The organism is Staphylococcus sp. HMSC06C11 (assembly GCF_001808345.1).
Taxonomy (GTDB): Bacteria; Bacillota; Bacilli; order Staphylococcales; family Staphylococcaceae; genus Staphylococcus; species Staphylococcus capitis.
The window spans coordinates 354,284-374,292 of sequence record NZ_KV793047.1 but is presented as its reverse complement, the minus strand read 5'-3'; the positions used below and the strand labels follow the sequence as shown (position 1 = coordinate 374,292).

Here is a 20,009-nt window from a genome sequence, read left to right as displayed (position 1 = left end):
GACACTCATATTGATGGGAAATTTTTTTAAAACAAAAAACGACTAAGACTTTAACGTCTTAGTCGTAATATAATCGATATTAATCTACTTTATGGTCAGAACCGAAGAATGATTTAAACATATGGAATGATGTTTCTCTGTTTAAAGCTGCGATAGAAGTTGTCAATGGAATACCTTTAGGACAAGCATTCACACAGTTTTGAGAGTTACCACATTCTTGTAAACCACCAGTGCTCATTAAAGCATCTAAACGTTCATCTTTAGTCATTGAACCAGTTGGATGTAAGTCGAATAAACGCACTTGAGAAATCGCTTGAGCCCCAACGAATTTGTTATTAGGCGTTACATTTGGACATACTTCCAAGCAAACACCACATGTCATACATTTAGATAATTCGTAAGCTGTTTGACGTTTTTTCTCTGGCATACGTGGTCCAGGACCTAAATCGTACGTACCATCAATTGGAATCCAAGCTTTCATTCGTTTTAAGTTGTCGAACATTCTTGAACGGTCAACTTGTAAGTCACGAATAACTGGGAACGTACTCATAGGTTCTAAACGGATAGGTTGTTCTAATTGGTCAACGATTGCTGAACAAGATTGTCTTGCGCGACCATTGATAACCATTGAACAAGCTCCGCATACTTCTTCAAGACAGTTCATATCCCAAGTGACTGGAGTCGTCTTCTCACCTTTAGCATTAACAGGGTTACGTCTAATCTCCATTAAACATGCGATAACATTTAAATTCTCTTTGTAAGGAATTTCAAAAGTTTCTTCATATGGTTTAGATTCGTTATTGTCCTGTCTTTTAATGATTAATTTAACTGTTTTTTGATTAGATTGTTGATTCTGTTCTTTTGTTTGTTGATTACCTTGAGTTTCTGGAGTTTCTTTTACTGATTGTTCAGCCATTATTTTTTACCTCCCTTAGACTTACTAGTGTAATCACGTTTACGTGGTGGAATTAAACTTACATCAACTGGCTCGTAAGTAAATTCTGGTTTTTCAGTTCTACCTCTATAATGAGCCATTGTAGTTTTTAACCATTCATCATCATTACGATCTGGGAATTCAGGTTTGTAGTGTGCACCACGAGATTCATTACGGTTGTAAGCCCCAATAGTAATAACACGTGCTAATACTAGCATATTCCATAATTGACGAGTGAAGAATACGGCTTGGTTACTCCAAGTTTGTGTATCTTCCATATCGATATCTTCATAACGTTTCATCAATTCTTGGATTTTCTTATCTGTTTCTAATAATTTATCATTTTCACGTACAACTGTTACGTTAGCTGTCATAATTTCACCTAACTCACGGTGAAGTTTATAAGCATTTTCAGTACCACGCATATTTAACAGCTTGTCAAAACGTTCTTGTTCTTCTTTAACGCGTTTTTCATAAATACTGTCGTCTAACTCTGAATAAGAAGTTTCGATGTTTTGAACATATTTAACTGCGTTAGGACCTGCAACAGTACCACCATAAATTGCAGATAATAGAGAATTAGCTCCTAAACGGTTACCGCCATGTTGAGAGAAATCACACTCACCAGCAGCGAATAGACCTTTGATATTTGTCATTTGATCATAGTCTACATATAGTCCACCCATTGAGTAGTGTACAGCTGGGAAGATTTTCATTGGTACTTTACGAGGATCATCACCTGTGAATTTTTCATAGATCTCAATGATACCACCTAATTTAACGTCTAATTCATGTGGATCTTTATGAGATAAATCAAGGTATACCATGTTCTCGCCGTTGATACCTAATTTTTGGTTAATACATACATCAAAAATTTCACGCGTTGCGATATCACGAGGTACTAAGTTACCATAATCTGGGTATTTCTCTTCTAAGAAGTACCAAGGTTTACCATCTTTATATGTCCAAATACGTCCACCTTCCCCACGAGCTGATTCACTCATAAGACGTAATTTGTCATCTCCAGGAATAGCTGTTGGATGGATTTGAATAAACTCACCATTAGCATAAATTGCACCTTCTTGATAAACAATTGATGCTGCAGATCCTGTATTAATCATTGAGTTTGTTGTTTTACCGAAGATGATACCAGGACCACCTGTAGCCATAATAACTGCATCTGATCCAAATGATTGAATTTCTGATGTTGTCATATTTTGAGCAACGATACCTCTTGCTGCATCTTCATCATCTTTAACGATACCTAGGAATTCCCAGCCTTCGTATTTAGTTACTAATCCATCTACTTCATAAGAACGAACTTGTTCATCTAAAGCGTATAATAATTGTTGTCCTGTTGTAGCACCGGCAAATGCAGTTCTGTGATATAACGTACCACCAAAACGTCTGAAGTCTAATAAACCTTCGTTTGTTCTACTAAACATTACGCCCATACGGTCTAATAAGTGTATAATTTTTGGTGCTGCTTCAGCCATCGCTTTTACTGGTGGTTGGTTAGCTAAGAAGTCTCCCCCATATACTGTGTCGTCAAAGTGAATCCACGGAGAATCTCCTTCACCTTTAGTATTAACCGCACCATTAATGCCCCCCTGGGCACAAACAGAGTGCGAACGTTTTACAGGTACTAATGAGAATAAATCTACATGTGCACCTTGTTCTGCCGCTTTAATTGTTGACATCAGACCGGCAAGTCCTCCACCGACAACAATAACTTTTTTCTCTGCCATAGAAATGTCACTCCCCTGATATTAAAAATCTAAGACTTAAGTTGAAATCATCGTTGTTACATAAATGCGATAATAGCTGATACACCGATATAAGAAACCACTAAGAATACAATTAAAGAAATCCAAGTGAATACGCGTTGAGATTTTTTAGATTGTAAAAAGCCCCACGTAACACAGAATGACCATAAACCATTTGCAAAGTGGAATACTACCGCAATGATACAAATGATATAGAAAATTGCCCATAATGGATTTTTTAACGTTTCATGCATCATGTCGTAATCTACTGCTTTACCGAAAAATGCTTTCTGTAAGCGTGTTTGCCATAAGTGCATCGCAATGAAAATGAAAGCTAAAATACCACTTACACGTTGGAAGAAGAACATCCAGTTTCTAAATAGAGAATAATGACCGATGTTTTCTTTTGCAGTAAATGCGATATGTAGTCCAAAAAGTCCATGGTATAGCAATGGAATATAAATAAGTAAAAATTCTACCACAATTAAGAATGGTAATGATTCCATGAAACCAGATGCTTTATTGAAAGCCTCTGCGCCTTGTGTTGCTTGATGGTTTACCAATAAGTGAACAATTAAGAATGCACCAATTGGGATAATACCTAATAACGAATGTAGTCGTCTAAGGTAAAATTCGTTTTTTGATTGAGCCAAAAGGAGTCCCCCCTGTGAAACAAATATTTAAATTTGCTAATTCCCAGAAAATTGTATGCAATATGCCCTGAAATTCCATATAAAAGACTAGCTTACATTTACTTCTTTATTTGGTACTTGTACGTGTAAACACTTTAATTAAATGAGAAATAAATCCACACAAGTATGGCTTAAAAAAGTAAAAGGCTAGTGATTATAAAGAATTCTTTAATAAAGATGTGACGACTCATAGTTGAAGTTACCAACACTTAATTGATAACATTTCTCATTTAGAAAACGCTTCCACACAACCTTAAAAAAATTAGCTTTTGTTAACCATATTGTAACATTTTTTATACTACTTTTGGGCATGAGAATAATTCTCATGCCCATTTTTTTGAAATTTATTTATTTTGTAGTGCTTTTTGTAGGTTTTTAGCAACTTTTTCAGGTAGGCCTGCACCTTTTAAATCATCTAAATTTGCTTCCTTCATTTTCTTAATTGACCCAAAAGTTCTTAAAAGTGTAGTTTTTCTCTTGGCGCCAATACCATCTATATCGTCTAAGACTGATTTAAGTCCTGTTTTTTGTCGAGTTTGTCTATGGAACGTTATCGCAAAACGATGTACCTCATCTTGAATTCTATGGAGTAAGTAAAAGGCTTGGCTGTTTTTCTTCAACGGTACAATTTCAGCACTTGCTCCATAGAGTAATTCAGATGTTTGGTGTTTGTCGTTCTTTTGAAGTCCTGCAACTGGAATGTCTAAGCCTAATTCATTTTCAAGGACATCCATCACACCGTTCATATGACCTTTACCACCATCAACAATAATTAAATCTGGTAAGGGTAAGCCCTCATTTAAAACGCGCGTATAACGCCGACGTACTACTTCTCTCATCGATTTATAATCATCAGGCCCTTCTACGGTTTTAATTTTATATTTACGGTATCCTTTTTTATCTGGTTTACCATCTACAAAGGTCACCATTGCAGAAACAGGATCCACACCTTGAATATTGGAATTATCAAAAGCTTCTATTCTAATAGGAGTTTGAATTCCCATGCGTTCTCCTAACTCTTCTATAGCTTTAATAGTTCTAGATTCATCTCTTGCAATTAACTCGAATTTATTTTCAAGTTGCACTTCAGCATTGTGATTAGCTAAATCAACCATTTCTTTCTTAGCCCCACGAGAAGGTTGAACAATCTTTGTATCTACAACTGAATGAATCATCTCTTTATCAAGGTTCTTTGGAACATGAACTTCCTTAGGTAAGATATGTTGATTTAAGCTATAGAATTGTCCTATGAAAGTATAAAACTCTTCTTCCTCTGATTGTTGTATCGGTATCATTGTTGCATCTCGTTTTATCATATTTCCTTGTCTAATGAAGAAAACTTGTACACACATCCACCCCTTAGAAACGTTATATCCAAAGACATCTCTAATTGTATTATCAGTAGACATAATTTTTTGTTTTTTCGTTAAGTTGTGAATATGTTGAATCATATCACGATACTCTTTCGCTTGTTCAAAGTCTAAATCTTCACTAGCTTTTGTCATTCTACTCTCTAAATTATGAATAATCGTTTTATCTTCACCATTTAGAAAATCCGTAATTTCTTTAGTCATTTGTGCATATTTATCTAAATCAACATCATAAACACACGGCCCCATACATTGGCCTATATGGTAGTATAAGCACAGTTTATCAGGCATATTATCACATTTTCTAAAAGGATAAATACGATCTAACAATTTCTTTGTCTCTTGAGCAGAATACGCATTAGGATAAGGACCGAAGTATTTTCCAGTTCCTTTTTTCACAGTGCGTGTAACAATCAGTCTTGGATGCTTTTCTTTTGTGATTTTAATAAAAGGATAACTTTTGTCATCTTTAAGTAAAATATTGTAACGCGGTTGATATTGTTTAATTAAATTTAATTCTAGTAATAAAGATTCAGTCTCACTTGAAGTCACAATAAATTCAAAGTTTCGTATCTCACTAACAAGTCGGGTCGTCTTAGCATCATGTGCACCAGTAAAGTAAGAACGTAGGCGATTTCTTAATTTTTTTGCTTTACCTACATAAATCACTTGGTCATTTCTATCTTTCATTAAATAGCAACCAGGTTCTAACGGCACTACATTCAATTTTTCCTTAATTTTCTTTTGATAGTCCTCCAATTTTTTCCTCCTTTCTTTTAATTTTTATAATTATTATTTATAAACAAAATAAAGCTGGAGCATTTACATAATGAAATGCCCCAGTCTTAAGTCATATAATTCTTATAGATGTTTATCTAATACTTCTGCTAAGTTTTCTTTTGGTTGGAAACCTACAACTTTATCAACTGGTTGACCATCTTTAAACACGATTAAAGTTGGAATACTCATTACTTCGTATTTTGCAGCAGTTGATGGGTTTTCATCAACATCTAATTTTAAAATATCAGCTTTACCGTCATAATCTCCGGCTAACTCCTCTAGTACTGGAGCGATCATTTTACAAGGTCCGCACCAAGTAGCCCAGAAGTCTACTAATTTAACGCCAGATTCAATTTTAGTATCGAAATCAGAGTCAGTTACTTTTACGATTGCCATAAATGCCAATCCTCCTTAATTTTTAAATGATGAGCAAATTATAACAGACTTTAATAACAACTGCATTGCTATTGCTCAATTAAAGTATGATTATCTCATTTGCTTCATCACATCATTTTATTAACTAATAATACTGGGTTTATTGTACGTTATTTTCTCAAAAAATCAAATGCAGTGCTTGAATTAATCAATCATTAATCATTTGAGTTCTGCAACCGTTACGCCAAATCCACCTTCACTAGGCATACCACCTCTAAATTTGCTGACACTTTTATGTTTTTTTAAATGCTGTTGAACACCTTTTTGAAGCGCGCCTGTGCCTTTACCATGAATAATGTAAACTTGCTCATAATTACTTAAAACTGCTTGATCTAGATATTGATCTAATTCTATTAGTGCTTCCTCATAACGATATCCTCTTAAATCAAGTTCAGTCTTAATCGTTTGTCTATTTTGACGTGTAACCATTTTAGCTGGTTTTTCTTTTTTCTTCTTCGTTTTCTCTAAATCTTCAATAGGTAATTTCATTTTAATGATACCCATTTGCACAACTGCTTCATCTTCACCAACAAGTTCAAGCACCTCACCTTTTTGACCATATGAGAGCACTTTCACTTCATCACCAGCGTTAATTTTATCGTATTTTTTCTTCTGAACACTTTGTTTAATTGACTTCGCTTCATATTGGTCATCTAATTGTTTTTTCTTATCAATTAATTCATGTTCTTTAACTTCTGCACCTTTGTTGTCACGTAAATCTCTTAATTCTTTAAGAATTGTATCCGCTTCTTTAGTCGCAGATTTAACACGTTGATTCGCTTTTTCTTTCGCTTCATTCATCAATGATTGTTCATAGTTTTGATATTGTTGATATTGCTTCGCAAGGGCATCGTGAGTTTCTTGAGCTTCACGAACAAGACGATCTAGTTCAATACGTTGTTCATCTACACGCTTAGAATTTCTTTCCAAAGATTCTATCATTGAGTTAATTTCTTGTTCATCTGTACCAATCATTGTTTTAGCTTTATTAATGATATTGAGGCCAAGTCCCAACTTTTTAGAAATATCGAATGCGTTTGAACGCCCAGGTACGCCCATGAGCAATTTATAGGTTGGGCTTAACGTATCAACATTGAACTCCACACTAGCATTCATGACACCTTCGCGATTATAACTATATGCTTTTAACTCTGGGTAATGGGTTGTTGCCATAACAAGTGATCCTAGGTTGCGAACGTAATCTAGGATACTCATTGCTAACGCTGCACCTTCACTAGGATCAGTCCCTGCGCCCAATTCATCAAATAATATTAAGCTATTTTTATCTGCTTCATGTAAGATTTCAACAATATTCTTCATATGAGATGAGAAAGTTGATAAAGACTGTTCAATTGATTGTTCATCGCCTATATCGCAGTATACATTTTCGAAAATACTTAATTGACTGCCATCAAGCGTTGGTATTAATAAACCAGATTGTGCCATGACAATAATAAGTCCAAGTGTCTTTAAAGTAACAGTCTTACCGCCTGTATTTGGCCCTGTAATAATCACCGTTTCAACATCATCGATAAATTCAATCGTATTTGAAACGACAGTTTCTTTATCTAATAATGGATGAAACGCGTTGGGAAGATAAACCGTTCTCTCTTTCTTAAAAGTAGGTTTAGTTCCCTTAATCGAACGTGCATAACGTGCTTTAGCAATTAAGAAATCAATTTGCCCCATCACTGATTCAGCTATAAGTATGGAATCGGCTTCTACAGCTACTTGACCGGTCAATTCAGTAAGAATACGTTCGCGTTCCACAGCCTCATCGTTACGCAAACGACTGATTTGATTATTCATCTCTACAACTGAACTGGGTTCAATATAAAGAGTTTGTCCAGAGGCTGATTGATCATGCACAATACCATTAAAATCTTGACGATATTCCGCTTTAACTGGAATTACGTTACGGTCATTTCTAACTGTGACAATGGCATCAGATAACTTCTTTTGATTGCTCTGACTTTTAACAATACGATCTAAATTCTGACGTATTCGTTGATTAGTACTAGAAATTTTGCTTCTAATACCTTGTAGTGCATAACTTGCATGGTCATATAAATCATAAGTATCACATTTATCTTTGATTTCTTGAAATAAATCAGTTAGTACCGGAAGCTGACTCATCTTTTCATCTAATATCGGGTACTTTACTTCTTCATCTTCTTCTAAGAGTTGGTTGTAAAACGTCTTAAATTGATTTTGAACTTGAATAAGTCGTTTAATTACATTCAATTCAGTCACATTTAGAACGCCACCAATATTCGCTCTATGAATAAGTGGTGATACCTTAGCTAAACCACTTAAACTTGGTAATCGATGTTTATTGTATATTTGAGAAATTTCATCAGTTTCATTGATTTGAAATTCAACAGTTTCAAATTCAGTTGCTGGTGTCATTGCATCTACTTTTTCACGACCTAAATCACTTATTGTTTCATCCGCAACAAAGGATTTAATCTTGTCGAATTCCAAAACATCTAATGTCTTTTGTCTCATGCAATCCCTCTATTTCTTTAATTTAATATTATTTTCAACGAGTGATTTAAACTCTTCTCGTGATAACGCATTGATCACTCTATCTTTTTTTACAAAACCTTTTTGAGCCGTAGCCACACCGTACTTCATAAACTCTAAATGATTCGTATGGTGTGCATCTGTATTAATTGTTAACTTAACGTTAGGATATTTACGTACAGTCTCAGCATTTAAATCTAAACGTTTAGGATTCGCGTTAATTTCTAATATCGTATTTGTTTCTTCAGCTAATTTCATTAATTTTTCTATATTAGGTTTATAACCAGGTCGTCGTCCAATGATTCGACCCGTCGGATGCGCAATATGACGCACGTATGGATTTTTACAAGCTACTTCTAAACGTTTCATAATCTCATCTTCAGATTGATTGAAACTTTGATGGATAGCAGCTATCACATAATCAAGTTGTGCTAAGACTTCGTCATCATAATCAAGTGAACCATCTGGTAATATATCCATTTCTGTACCAGAATAAATATCAATTTCATCATATTCTTCATTTAACTTTTTGATTTCTTCATTTTGTCGTAAGAGACGCTCTACCTGTAAACCATTTGCAACTTTCAAACTTTGTGAGTGATCTGTGATTACCATGAATTGATAACCTTTAGCAATATTTGCTTCTACCATTTCTCTAATTGAAAAAGCACCATCACTATACGTTGTATGCATATGAATATCACCATTAATATCCTCTAAAGAAATGATATCGCTTAAATCTTTATCAAATTCACTGCCATCTTCTCGCATTGCAGGTGCAATCCAATTTACGTCAAAATGGTTATAAATCTCTTCTTCACTTTGAAATTGCAGTAATGTACCATCAGCTTGTTCTATACCGTATTCACTTACTTTTTCATTACGTTCTTTAGCTAATTGTCGAATACGGATGTTATGGTCTTTAGAACCGGTAAAGTGTTGAAGCGTATGGTAGAAGGCTTTAGGCTCAATTAATCTAAAGTCTACACCTATCGTCTCATCATCATAAGATAACTCTAAAGATACTTTAGTATCCCCAACTGCAACTTCTTTTACTTTGTTAGGAATATCAAGCAATTGTTGTTGAACTTCTAGAGGTTGTTCCGTACTAATAATGAAGTCTAAATCTTTACTCATTTCTTTATAACGTCTAAAACTTCCTGCAGAAGAATAATTATCTACATGTTTAAGCTTTTTAATGAAATCAATAATTTCATTATTCAGACCTCTCATTTGATCAATCGGATAACTGTCTTTTTTGGCTCCTAGTGCTTTAACTGCTTCTAAAATATTCTGTTCAGTCTTCTTTGCGAAGCCACTTAGTTTACTGACTTCACCTTCTTCACAAGCTTTCTGTAAACTTTCTTTATCAATAATATGAAGTTCTTTATAAAGTTTAGCGATTTTCTTACTACCTAGTCCTTGAATTTTTAATAAAGGGACTAATCCTTCAGGTACTTCCTCTTGGAGGGCTTGTAAGGTGCTAGACTCACCTTGATTTCTAAATTCGTTGATAACTTCGCCCACACCTTTACCGATACCCTTAAGCTCGGTAACATCCTCAATTTCATCTAAAGGACGCTCATCTATTTCCAAACTTTGAGCTGCTTTTCGATAGGCAGATACTTTAAATGTGTTTTCCCCTTTTAACTCCATATATGTTGCTATTTTTTCTAACAATTGAATTACATCTTTTTTAGTCATATACATCTCTCCATAAAAAGAAGACCAGGACACAACATTAAAGTTAGCTCTAGTCCTGACCTTATATAATTAGTTTATAAATTTAAAATAACCTGTGATACGTATGGTAAATTTAAAATTATCCTTTTACATATTAACGATTGTGCTATTTGATTTTGAATTAATGGCTCGGGATATAATGAAATAAAATATAGTCCAATTTGAATCACAATTAAGCTCATTATTAAACCTAGAATAATTCCTATAATTCTACTAACTAATTGATGTTTCTGATACGCTACTATATTATCAAATGTAACAATAATTAGATACAAAATAAGCTTAGCTAGCGTAGCTAAAATAAGGAATGCAACAATATTTTCAAATCGTTGTTGCAATTGATTAAAATGAATTGCATAAGATGTGTCATATGCTACCGTTTTAGGAAATGGTACAAACACAATCAGCCTTTGCACTATAGGCTTATAAAACTGAGATGCAATCCATAATGATACGATTGAAGAAATAAAATGTAGTGTCGACAACCACGTCCCCCTACGGAAACCAATCATCATAAAGTAGAAAATCAATATAATGACAACTAAATCAACAACCATCTAATCTTCACTTTGTTTAAATTGATTGATTTCTTGTTGTAATCGACGATTTTCTTCTTCTAGTAAAACTTTCTCATGCATAATATTTACCGCTGTTAAAATCGATTTACGAGTAGTATCTAAGCCTGCGGATTTTTGACCTAATTCTTGCATTTTCTCATCTACAAGATGTGCAACATAACGAATATGCTCAGGACTGTCATCGCCAATGATTGTGAAATGTTGATCGTTGATCGTAACATTTATTCTATTTTTAAATTCACTCATGTTTAATTGCTCCTGACCTAATATTTAAATGATTTTAACTTTCTATAATTTAAGACTTCAAGATTTTTTTCTTAATCTTGAAAATAAATAGCTATATGATTTAACTTCAATTTTTACTTATCAACACACATTATACATGAGAGTAAAAAATTATGTAAGTAGCTATTATCAAACAATTTAAGACATCGTATCATGTTAAATCATTTAATAGTTATATTGTTATATTCATCAATGAGATAGAAAATGAAATTTGATAGAATGTATGAGTACGAAATTAAAAGTGAGGTTACTTATTATGGGAAATGTCGTTCATAAATTAACTCAAAGTGAAATAGATCAATTATTATCACAAATTCAATTTGAAACAACTCAATTGCCACAAGGCATGAGAGCACGAACTAAATACCAAAACACTACAATTAATATATATCATTCAGGAAAGGTCATGTTCCAAGGAAAGAATGCAGAATTAGTAGCTCAACGCATGTTACCTAATCAAGCTATATATTCATCTTCTCAATCAAAAACATCTACCTCTAAACAGTCGTCAATTCAATATAATAAATATAATTGCATAGGTAGTGATGAAGCAGGTAGCGGTGATTACTTTGGTCCTTTAACCGTCTGTGCAGCATACGTCTCAGAGAAAAATGCACAAGTTTTAAAAACCTTAGGCGTGGATGATTCAAAAAAATTAACAGATGACAAAATTGTTGAACTAGCTGAACAGCTTATTACTTTTATCCCTCACTCACTACTAACTTTAAATAATGTGAAGTATAATGAGCGTCAGAAGATGGGCTGGTCACAAGTAAAAATGAAAGCCGTTTTACATAATGAAGCAATCAAAAATGTTGTTCAAAAAATTGACGTGGATCACTTAGATTATATCGTGATTGACCAATTTGCTAAACGGGAAGTATACCAGCATTATGCACTTTCCGAACTACCTTTTCCTAAAAAAACTCAATTTGAAACTAAGGGTGAATCAAAATCACTAGCTATTGCAGCAGCTAGTATTATCTCGCGATATGCTTTCGTAAAACATATGAACCAAATAACACAACAAATTAAAATGGAAGTTCCAAAAGGTGCAAGTAATAAAGTTGACTTATTCGCGGCTAAAATCATTCAAAAATCTGGCTTAAGCCAACTTGATGCTATATCTAAGAAACATTTTAAAAATCGAGATAAAGCACTAGCTTTAATCGAGAAAAAATATACTTAAATATACAAAGACCTATCCTCATTAAAAATTTCATTTTAAGGATAGATCTTTTTTAGTTAATTATCTTATTGTAGCACCTTGCTGTTGTAAGGCTTCTAAAATTTTGTCGTGTACTGCTGTTACACGTTCGTCTGTAAGAGTATTTTCAGTATCTAAATAATTCAATCTAATAGCTACTGATTTTTTACCTTCTTCTAAGTGTTCACCTTCGTATACATCAAATACTAACGTATCATTTAAAATGTCTTCCCCATTATTATGAATAGTAGATATTAAATCTGAAGCAGGAACTTCATGATTCACTTCTAACGCTATATCTCTTGATACACCTGGGAATCTAGGTATTGGTTCATAATTAATATAACCAACAGACACTCTCATAATAGCGTCATAATTTAATTCAAATACATATGTGCGTTTTAAATCATTTTCTGCAGCAAGTGTTGGATGTAACTCACCAATAAAACCAATATCTTCTCCATTTAACGAAACTATAGCTGTTCTACCTGGGTGTAAACCTTGGATTTGACCTGCTCTATAATCAAATTTAATATTTAGTTTTTCAGCTACACGATCAACAACACCCTTAGCTAAATAGAAATCTACTGACTCTTTTTTACTTTGCCAAGCATGATTAACATATTGTCCCGTTAAAATACCGCTTAAATATTCGACTTCATCTGGTAACTCTCCTTCCCCATTACCGAAGAAGACACGACCAATTTCATACAATTTAACATCTGAGTTTTTACGCGCAACATTGTATGCCACAGCTTCAATAAGATGAGGTAAAAGACTTTGTCTTAACGTAGAATGCGCTTCACTCATTGGCATCAATAATTCGATAGTAGGACGATCTTGTAAAGCAAAGTCCTTAGCGTGATCTTTAGATATTAATGAATAAGTGATAGCTTGATCAAGCCCAGCACCTTCAAGAGTTTCTTTTACAGTACGTGTTTTATATTGACGATCTGTTAGTGATCCACTTGTTACATCTTCAAATACAGGAAGCGTTGAAGGAATTTCGTCATAACCATATATACGTGCAACCTCTTCAATTAAATCTTCTTTAATTGAAATATCTTTACGACGAGATGGCACATTAACTGTTAATTGTCCATTTTGATTTTGGGTTTCAAACCCGAGTTGTTCAAAGATATTAACGATATCATCGTCACTTAAGTTAAATCCAATTGTTTGGTTTACCTTTTCAGCAGTAATATTGATTGGAGTAACCATTGCTCCTAAATCACCTGCTGCTACTCTATCTTTTAACACTGTACCTGTTGCATATCTTTCTAGTAAATAACAAGCTCTATCAACTGCTTCATCAACAAATTCAGTTGCAATACCTTTTTCAAAACGGCTTGATGATTCACTTCTTAGGTTTAAACGACGAGAAGTATGACGAATAGATACTGGATCAAAGATCGCACCTTCGATAACAACATTGCGTGTTTGATCAGTAACTTCTGAGAAGTCTCCACCCATAACGCCACCTAGAGCTATCGGCTCATTGCCGTTTGTAATAACGATATCTGAATCTAATAAGTCGCGCTCGGCGTTATCTAAAGTCGTCATTTTTTCATTTGAATTTGCTTGTCTTACTTCAATCTTTTGTGAACCAATTTGATTTTGGTCAAACATATGAAGTGGCTGACCATACTCTAATAGAACATAGTTAGAAATATCTACCACATTATTAATAGGGCGAATTCCCGCCTTCATCAAGCGTGCTTGCATCCATACTGGTGATGGCGCAATCGTTACATCATGAACGATTCTTGCACTGTAATAAGGTACTTTATCTTCATTTTGAACTGTAACAGATAATTCATCACTGGCTGATTTATCACTTTCTTGACTTGAAGTTTGAGGTTTTGTCATTTCAGTTTGGTATAAAGCAGCTACTTCATAAGCTGTGCCCACCATACTTAATGCGTCTGCACGGTTAGGAGTTAAGTCAAATTCCATCACCTGATCATTAAAATATAATGCTTCAAGCGCATCTGTACCTGGAGTCACTTCTGTTGGAAATACATAAATACCTGATTCGAACGCTTTAGGCGTAACGTGACTTGAAATACCTATTTCTTGTAACGAACAAATCATACCTTCTGAGCGTTCACCACGTAGCTTCGCACGTTTAATTTTAACGCCACCAGGTAGACGACCTCCAACTTTCGCAACAATGACATGCTGACCTTCATCAACATTTGGAGCACCACATACGATTTGAACCGGCTCATCCTCGCCTAAATCAACTTGACAAATATTCAATTTATCGGCGTCTGGATGCGGTGCTTTTGACACAACATGACCAACCACTAAATTTTTTATATCTTTCGTATAATCGATAATGTCATCAACCTCAATACCTGTGCGTGTAATTCTTTCAGCTAAATCTTGAACAGGTTGATCAACATTGACATAATCTTTTAACCACTCATTTGAAATCAACATTATTGGTCACCTCTATCTTCTACTGCTTTAAATTGATCTAAGAATCTAACATCATTTGTATAGAAATGACGAATATCTTCAATACCATATTTCAACATTGCGATTCGATCTGGCCCCATTCCAAATGCGAATCCTGAATATTCATTAGAATCAAAGCCCGCCATTTCAAGAACGTTTGGATGTACCATTCCAGCGCCTAAAATTTCTATCCAACCTGTATGTTTGCAGACATTGCAACCTTCTCCTTTACATTTGAAACAAGAGACATCAACTTCGACTGATGGTTCTGTAAAAGGGAAATAACTTGGACGTAGACGAATTTCTCGTTCAGCACCGAATAATTTCTTGGCTAATAACTCTAAAGTACCTTTCAAATCACTCATTTTAATATTTTTATCAACGACTAATCCTTCAATTTGTGTAAATTGATGACTATGTGTCGCATCATCCGAGTCACGACGGTACACCTTACCCGGACAAATAATTTTAACTGGACCCTGTCCACCACGTTTCTCCATTGTTCGTGCTTGAACTGGTGACGTGTGCGTACGCATTAATATTTCTTCAGTAATATAGAAACTATCCTGCATATCTCGTGCAGGGTGAGACTTAGGTAAATTTAAAGCTTCAAAATTATAATAATCTTGTTCAACTTCATACCCATCTACAATCTCATAACCTAAACCGAGGAACAAATCCTCAATCTCTTCAACTGTGCGAGTAAGAGGATGCTTTGAACCCATCTCAATATGGCGACTAGGTAATGTCACATCAATCGTTTCCTCAGCAAGCTGTTGGTTTAATTTCTCTTCTTTTAATAACTTTTGTCTTTCATCTAATTCATTCTGAATTGTTTGACGCAATTCATTTACTTTTTGACCATATGCAGGTTTCTCTTCATTAGGTAAATCTTTCATATTTTTCATTAGACCACTTACTGAACCTTTTTTACCTAAATACTTAACCTTTACATCTTGCAATGCACGTTCATTATCTGCTTCATTAATATCAACGAGAGCTTGTTGTTTTAATTCCGCCATCGTATCATTTTGAGTCATGACCGAACTCCTCCTTTTAATGCCACTATTTTATTTTTTGAAAATGAAAACTCAAATACTTCAACATCAAAAAAGCTTTCACCCCATATCGAACTGGGACGAAAGCTTTCCGTGGTACCACCCAAATTTATGCCTAAGCATACACTTGTATATCTATTGATAACGGAATGACAATTCCGACTTAAATTTCTTTAAGTAACCAAAAAGATGAACAAAATTATTTCAAGTTGGAATAACTTTCAGTCACGGTTATTCTCCCTTTTCAACTTTCTAAATAATTTACGTCTTTTTATCGGTTGATCATTTAATTGTTTCAGTGATGTATAGCTAATGAATACTTCATTTTTTAATAAATTCATCAACTATTATAGCCGAAATTTGAACAAAGGGTCAACCTTTCAACTGGTAGAGTAATATACTACCTGCAATAGCAACATTTAAACTCTCAGCTTTACCATAAATGGGTATGATAAGATTTTGTGTTGTTTGTTGTAATAATTCTTGGTTTACACCTTCACCTTCGTTGCCTAATAATAAAGCAAATCGTGATTGAGCCTCTATCTCTTTAAAGCTTACTGCATCTTCGAGTGCTGTTCCATACACTGGGCCATCAAATTCATTAATGTAAGTTGTTAAACCCTTAATAACAATAGGAATATGGAATATACTACCCTGACTCGCTCTCATTACCTTATCTTGATATGGGTCTGCAGTACCCTTTTCCATTACAATTAAATCTATGCCAGCAGCATCTGCAGTGCGAATTAATGTACCTAAATTACCTGGATCTTGAATTCGATCAATTAATAATACTTGTTGCGCTTCGGTATCATTATAATGTGGCTTTTCAATCACCGCAAAGAAACCTTGAGGTGTTACAGTACCAGATAGAGCTTCAGCCACTTTCATATTAATTTCATATGTTTCATTCGCGTAATCAATTAGGTCCTCATCTGTTCTGTCAGGTTCTATTACAAATAATTGCTTTATTTCAATACCACTTTGATACGCTTCTTCGATAAGGTGTATTCCTTCTATTAAAGCTAGACCTGTCTTATCACGATCACGTTTCTTTTTTAACTTATTTGCATTTTTTATTTTATTATTTTGAGCAGACGTAATTTGTTCCATGATCATTTCTCCAACTCTTAAGTTAATGTATTCATATTGTAATCTAATATCAATTGATTTCAAAGTCCACTATAATTTTTAAATTTAATTACTACTATAAAAAGAAGCAAGCGAAGGTTTGAAATTGACATAATTTGTTTCAATTATGTTTAGACAACAAACTCTCGACTTGCTTTAGTTTGTATCGAAATCAAGTTTTTTTAATTTCAATTAATCACACTTACTTCTTTTAATTACAGTACACATTATTTAAAGTATTGGTATCCAATATCATATTTCTTAACTACATTTTCAAGAATTGGGCTTGATGCATCTGCTGATTGGTGACGAACATTTTTATGTGCTTTTTTAAACACATCTGATTGTAACCAATCAATAAAAGCTTGTTCAGATTCCCATAATGTTAAAATTTTTACTTCATCATAATCTGGTTGTTCTTTAGTATTTGTTACAAACATCCCTTTAAAGCCTTCAAGTGTTTCAATACCATGTCTTGTGTAGAACCTTTCTATTATATCTTGAGCTGTTCCTTTATCTAATTTTAATTTATTTTCAGCCATAAATTTCATGATGTTTTCCTCTTTTCTGTTAATTTATTTTGACTATCTTCGCCACAACAACAATTCTTCCTGATGTTTGGTTATAAGCGTCCTCGCAAGTAGACAAAGTAACTATCTTGTCTTGATTAGTAATTTGAACTTTTGTTTGTATCTCCGATTTTTTCTTTGTATTATCTATAAAATGTTGAAATTCAGATGGTGTTTTAAAATCTGTTTGTATATAGTTATCTTTCGTAGTAGTGCGATATGCACTAAAGACTTGCAATTGATATTTACCATATTTCGTGTCGTATTGAATATTTTGATGCTGATCAAAGTAACTTTGCTTTAAATACTTTTCTAGTACATCAAACATTGTATTATCACCCATGTGGTGACCATAAATAATAGTATTCGAATTAGGAGTTTTTACAGAATTTCGATAATCCATAAAAATACTTCCCTTACGTGTCTTTTCATGATCAAAATCTTCTCTTAAATAGTCATGATTGGTTTTACCTTGTAATACTGGATAATTTAATGATGTCCCTTTAAGTTGTATCCATCCAACAATATCTTTATTAATAGATTCTAATTTAGAAAATTGTGGACGTACCTCATTTTCGTTAGACAGGGACTCTGACTTAAATTGTTGTTGTAAATTTTTATACCTTTTAGCTGACGCTTTGTCTTCAAGATAAGTTTTAAACAACTGATAACTAAAGATAAGGATGACTGCTATTAATACAATTTGAATAAGTCTAACGAATTTAATCATTTGAATCCCTCACCCTTTTTCTACAAACAATCATGCCACATTCACTGTCATTTATAACTTTAGCGTCAATTTGATACATTTCTTTTAAAATTGTTTCATTAATCACTTCTTGAGGCGCACCTTGCGCAATAACTCCTTTATCATTTAGGCAAATCACTTCATCACTATATTCTATTGCTTGATTAATATCATGAAGTACCATAATAAAAGTAATATGATAATGATCTTTTAAAGTACGAATAGTATCTAAAACTTGATATTGGTAATGAATATCTAAATAAGTGGTTGGCTCATCCAATAAGATGTAACGAGGTTCTTGCACTAATGCAGTTGCTAAAAATACTCTTTGTGCTTCACCTCCAGATAATGACGCCAATTTTTTATTCTGAAGATTTACTAAATTCAGTTGTTGAAGAATGTTTTGAACAATTGTTTCTTTTTTAACATCCATTTTCAACCAACTTTCATGACTATATCTTCCAAGTTCTATGTATTGTCTTACAGTGAATCCTTCCGGAATATTCATCTTTTGATGTACTGTAGCAAGTTTACGTGCAAATGCTTTCTTACTAAATGTTTTCAAATCTAACTCATCTAAATATATAACTCCTTTTGAAGGCTTCAAATTTCGAGAAAGTAACTTTAACAAAGTGGATTTTCCACATCCATTCGGTCCGATAATAGAAGTAATTGCACTAGAGCTAAATGTTAATGAGAGATTTTTTATAATTTCCGAATCATTCTTATATTGAAAATGAAGCCCCTTAACTCGCATCATTAACAGCTCCCTTACAAATAAGATAGATTAAAATTGGGCCACCTATAAGCATCATAATGACATTCGCTGGTATTTCGAGTGGTGGATGTAACGTTCTACCTAACAAATCAGTTGTAACAACAAACCATCCTCCTAAAATTATAGATAGTGGTATCACTTCTTTATAATTACTACCAATTAACTTACGTACAATATGTGGAATAATTAAGCCTACAAAAGCTAGTGGACCTACAATTGCAGAAGAAGCACTCGCTAGAAGTACAGCTACGCCCCCAATGATTAATCTATATTTAGTAATGTGAAAGCCTAAATTATTAGCTTGCTTATCCTCTAAAGCTAATAAATTTACTTTAGATGTTAAAAGCAATGTGATTACTAAACCTATACTCGCTGATATTCCGATAATCTTAACATCATTCCATGTTTTCATAGTTAGTCCTTGAGGTATTTTCAGAAATGGATTCTGTGCAAATAAATCAAGTACTCCGGTTAGCATTGCATACATTGCTACACCGATTAATATCATACGTGTCGGTTGAAATTTGAATTTCACACTTAAGAGAAATAATAATAGAAAAGGTATCATTCCTCCTAGAAAACTAAGTAAAGGTACGACAAAAAATAATTGGGGTGTCACCAATAATAGAATCATACGCATGACAAGTGCTCCTGATGAAACACCGAGTAGTTGCGCGTCAGCTAAAGGGTTTTGCAAAACTGCTTGCAATAATGCTCCAGATACCGAAAGCATTGCACCAACACATAAAGCGATAATGATTCTAGGTAATCTTAAATCAATGATTGTGTCTACATTAGAAACATGACCAGTAGTAAATTGGGTTAATATATCTTTAAGAGAAATAGGTATCGTACCAACAATAAATGACACATATACTGTCACACATAGGAGAATAATTGAAATTAGAAAGAGTAATTTAGAGTAGTGTTGTAACATTATTTCCCC

General features: G+C 33.7%; 17 protein-coding genes. 1 reads left to right on the top strand and 16 read right to left on the bottom strand.

The features are described 5' to 3' along the window. Window positions 1–79: 79 nt before the first annotated feature. From sdhB to zapA, 9 genes are all read right to left on the bottom strand, one after another. Window positions 80–916, bottom strand: coding sequence for a succinate dehydrogenase iron-sulfur subunit (gene sdhB, locus HMPREF3154_RS10175; protein WP_002435188.1), 837 nt, complete (start codon window positions 914–916; stop codon window positions 80–82). Next, the gene (gene sdhA / locus HMPREF3154_RS10170; RefSeq protein ID WP_002435075.1) at window positions 916–2,682 is read right to left on the bottom strand and encodes a succinate dehydrogenase flavoprotein subunit; all 1,767 of its coding nucleotides are present in this window, start codon (window positions 2,680–2,682) and stop codon (window positions 916–918) included. The genes sdhB and sdhA overlap by 1 nt, the downstream gene beginning before the upstream one ends. Window positions 2,683–2,738: 56 nt before the next feature. Further along, the gene (locus tag HMPREF3154_RS10165) at window positions 2,739–3,353 is read right to left on the bottom strand and encodes a succinate dehydrogenase cytochrome b558 subunit (RefSeq protein WP_002435177.1); all 615 of its coding nucleotides are present in this window, start codon (window positions 3,351–3,353) and stop codon (window positions 2,739–2,741) included. A 383-nt stretch (window positions 3,354–3,736) separates the two neighbouring features. Next, a complete protein-coding gene (gene uvrC / locus HMPREF3154_RS10160) occupies window positions 3,737–5,521 on the bottom strand; it encodes an excinuclease ABC subunit UvrC (RefSeq protein ID WP_023350441.1) in 1,785 nt (594 codons plus the stop codon). Between the two features lie 102 nt (window positions 5,522–5,623). Continuing rightward, entirely contained in the window at window positions 5,624–5,938 is a 315-nt protein-coding gene (gene trxA, locus HMPREF3154_RS10155) for a thioredoxin (protein ID WP_002435174.1), read from the bottom strand. Between the two features lie 198 nt (window positions 5,939–6,136). Beyond that, on the bottom strand, window positions 6,137–8,485 hold the full coding sequence (locus tag HMPREF3154_RS10150) for an endonuclease MutS2 (protein ID WP_002435268.1): 2,349 nt from the start codon (window positions 8,483–8,485) through the stop codon (window positions 6,137–6,139). A gap of 9 nt (window positions 8,486–8,494) precedes the next feature. Continuing rightward, window positions 8,495–10,207: a DNA polymerase/3'-5' exonuclease PolX gene (gene polX, locus HMPREF3154_RS10145; protein WP_023350442.1), complete on the bottom strand. Its 1,713-nt coding sequence runs from the start codon at window positions 10,205–10,207 to the stop codon at window positions 8,495–8,497. A 74-nt stretch (window positions 10,208–10,281) separates the two neighbouring features. Further along, window positions 10,282–10,803, bottom strand: a complete 522-nt coding sequence (locus HMPREF3154_RS10140) for a CvpA family protein (RefSeq protein WP_023350443.1) — start codon at window positions 10,801–10,803, stop codon at window positions 10,282–10,284. Further along, window positions 10,804–11,070 carry a cell division protein ZapA gene (zapA, locus tag HMPREF3154_RS10135; protein ID WP_002435154.1) on the bottom strand — a complete coding sequence of 89 codons (267 nt, stop codon included), beginning with the start codon at window positions 11,068–11,070 and terminating at the stop codon, window positions 10,804–10,806. It abuts the gene before it with no gap. A gap of 295 nt (window positions 11,071–11,365) precedes the next feature. Here zapA and rnhC point away from each other — a divergent pair, with 295 nt between their 5' ends. Then, complete coding sequence (rnhC, locus tag HMPREF3154_RS10130) at window positions 11,366–12,298, top strand: ribonuclease HIII (RefSeq protein ID WP_002435164.1); 933 nt, start codon at window positions 11,366–11,368, stop codon at window positions 12,296–12,298. A 60-nt stretch (window positions 12,299–12,358) separates the two neighbouring features. On the opposite strand, the gene pheT is transcribed toward rnhC, so the two are convergent. The 7 genes from pheT to HMPREF3154_RS10095 form a co-directional block, all read right to left on the bottom strand. Beyond that, the gene (pheT, locus tag HMPREF3154_RS10125) at window positions 12,359–14,761 is read right to left on the bottom strand and encodes a phenylalanine--tRNA ligase subunit beta (protein ID WP_002435179.1); all 2,403 of its coding nucleotides are present in this window, start codon (window positions 14,759–14,761) and stop codon (window positions 12,359–12,361) included. Further along, entirely contained in the window at window positions 14,761–15,819 is a 1,059-nt protein-coding gene (pheS, locus tag HMPREF3154_RS10120) for a phenylalanine--tRNA ligase subunit alpha (RefSeq protein WP_002435139.1), read from the bottom strand. The genes pheT and pheS overlap by 1 nt, the downstream gene beginning before the upstream one ends. Window positions 15,820–16,209: 390 nt before the next feature. Then, window positions 16,210–16,950 carry a TrmH family RNA methyltransferase gene (locus HMPREF3154_RS10115; RefSeq protein ID WP_002435147.1) on the bottom strand — a complete coding sequence of 247 codons (741 nt, stop codon included), beginning with the start codon at window positions 16,948–16,950 and terminating at the stop codon, window positions 16,210–16,212. A 245-nt stretch (window positions 16,951–17,195) separates the two neighbouring features. After that, the gene (locus HMPREF3154_RS10110) at window positions 17,196–17,519 is read right to left on the bottom strand and encodes an antibiotic biosynthesis monooxygenase (RefSeq protein ID WP_002435201.1); all 324 of its coding nucleotides are present in this window, start codon (window positions 17,517–17,519) and stop codon (window positions 17,196–17,198) included. 19 nt (window positions 17,520–17,538) lie between these two features. Next, entirely contained in the window at window positions 17,539–18,267 is a 729-nt protein-coding gene (gene srtB, locus HMPREF3154_RS10105) for a class B sortase (RefSeq protein ID WP_023350445.1), read from the bottom strand. After that, window positions 18,260–19,042 (bottom strand): ABC transporter ATP-binding protein, encoded by a 783-nt coding sequence (locus HMPREF3154_RS10100; protein WP_037560586.1) that lies wholly within the window; start codon window positions 19,040–19,042, stop codon window positions 18,260–18,262. Before HMPREF3154_RS10100 ends, srtB begins: the two co-directional genes overlap by 8 nt. Next, window positions 19,032–20,000 carry a FecCD family ABC transporter permease gene (locus HMPREF3154_RS10095; protein ID WP_037560588.1) on the bottom strand — a complete coding sequence of 323 codons (969 nt, stop codon included), beginning with the start codon at window positions 19,998–20,000 and terminating at the stop codon, window positions 19,032–19,034. Before HMPREF3154_RS10095 ends, HMPREF3154_RS10100 begins: the two co-directional genes overlap by 11 nt. Window positions 20,001–20,009 lie beyond the last annotated feature (9 nt).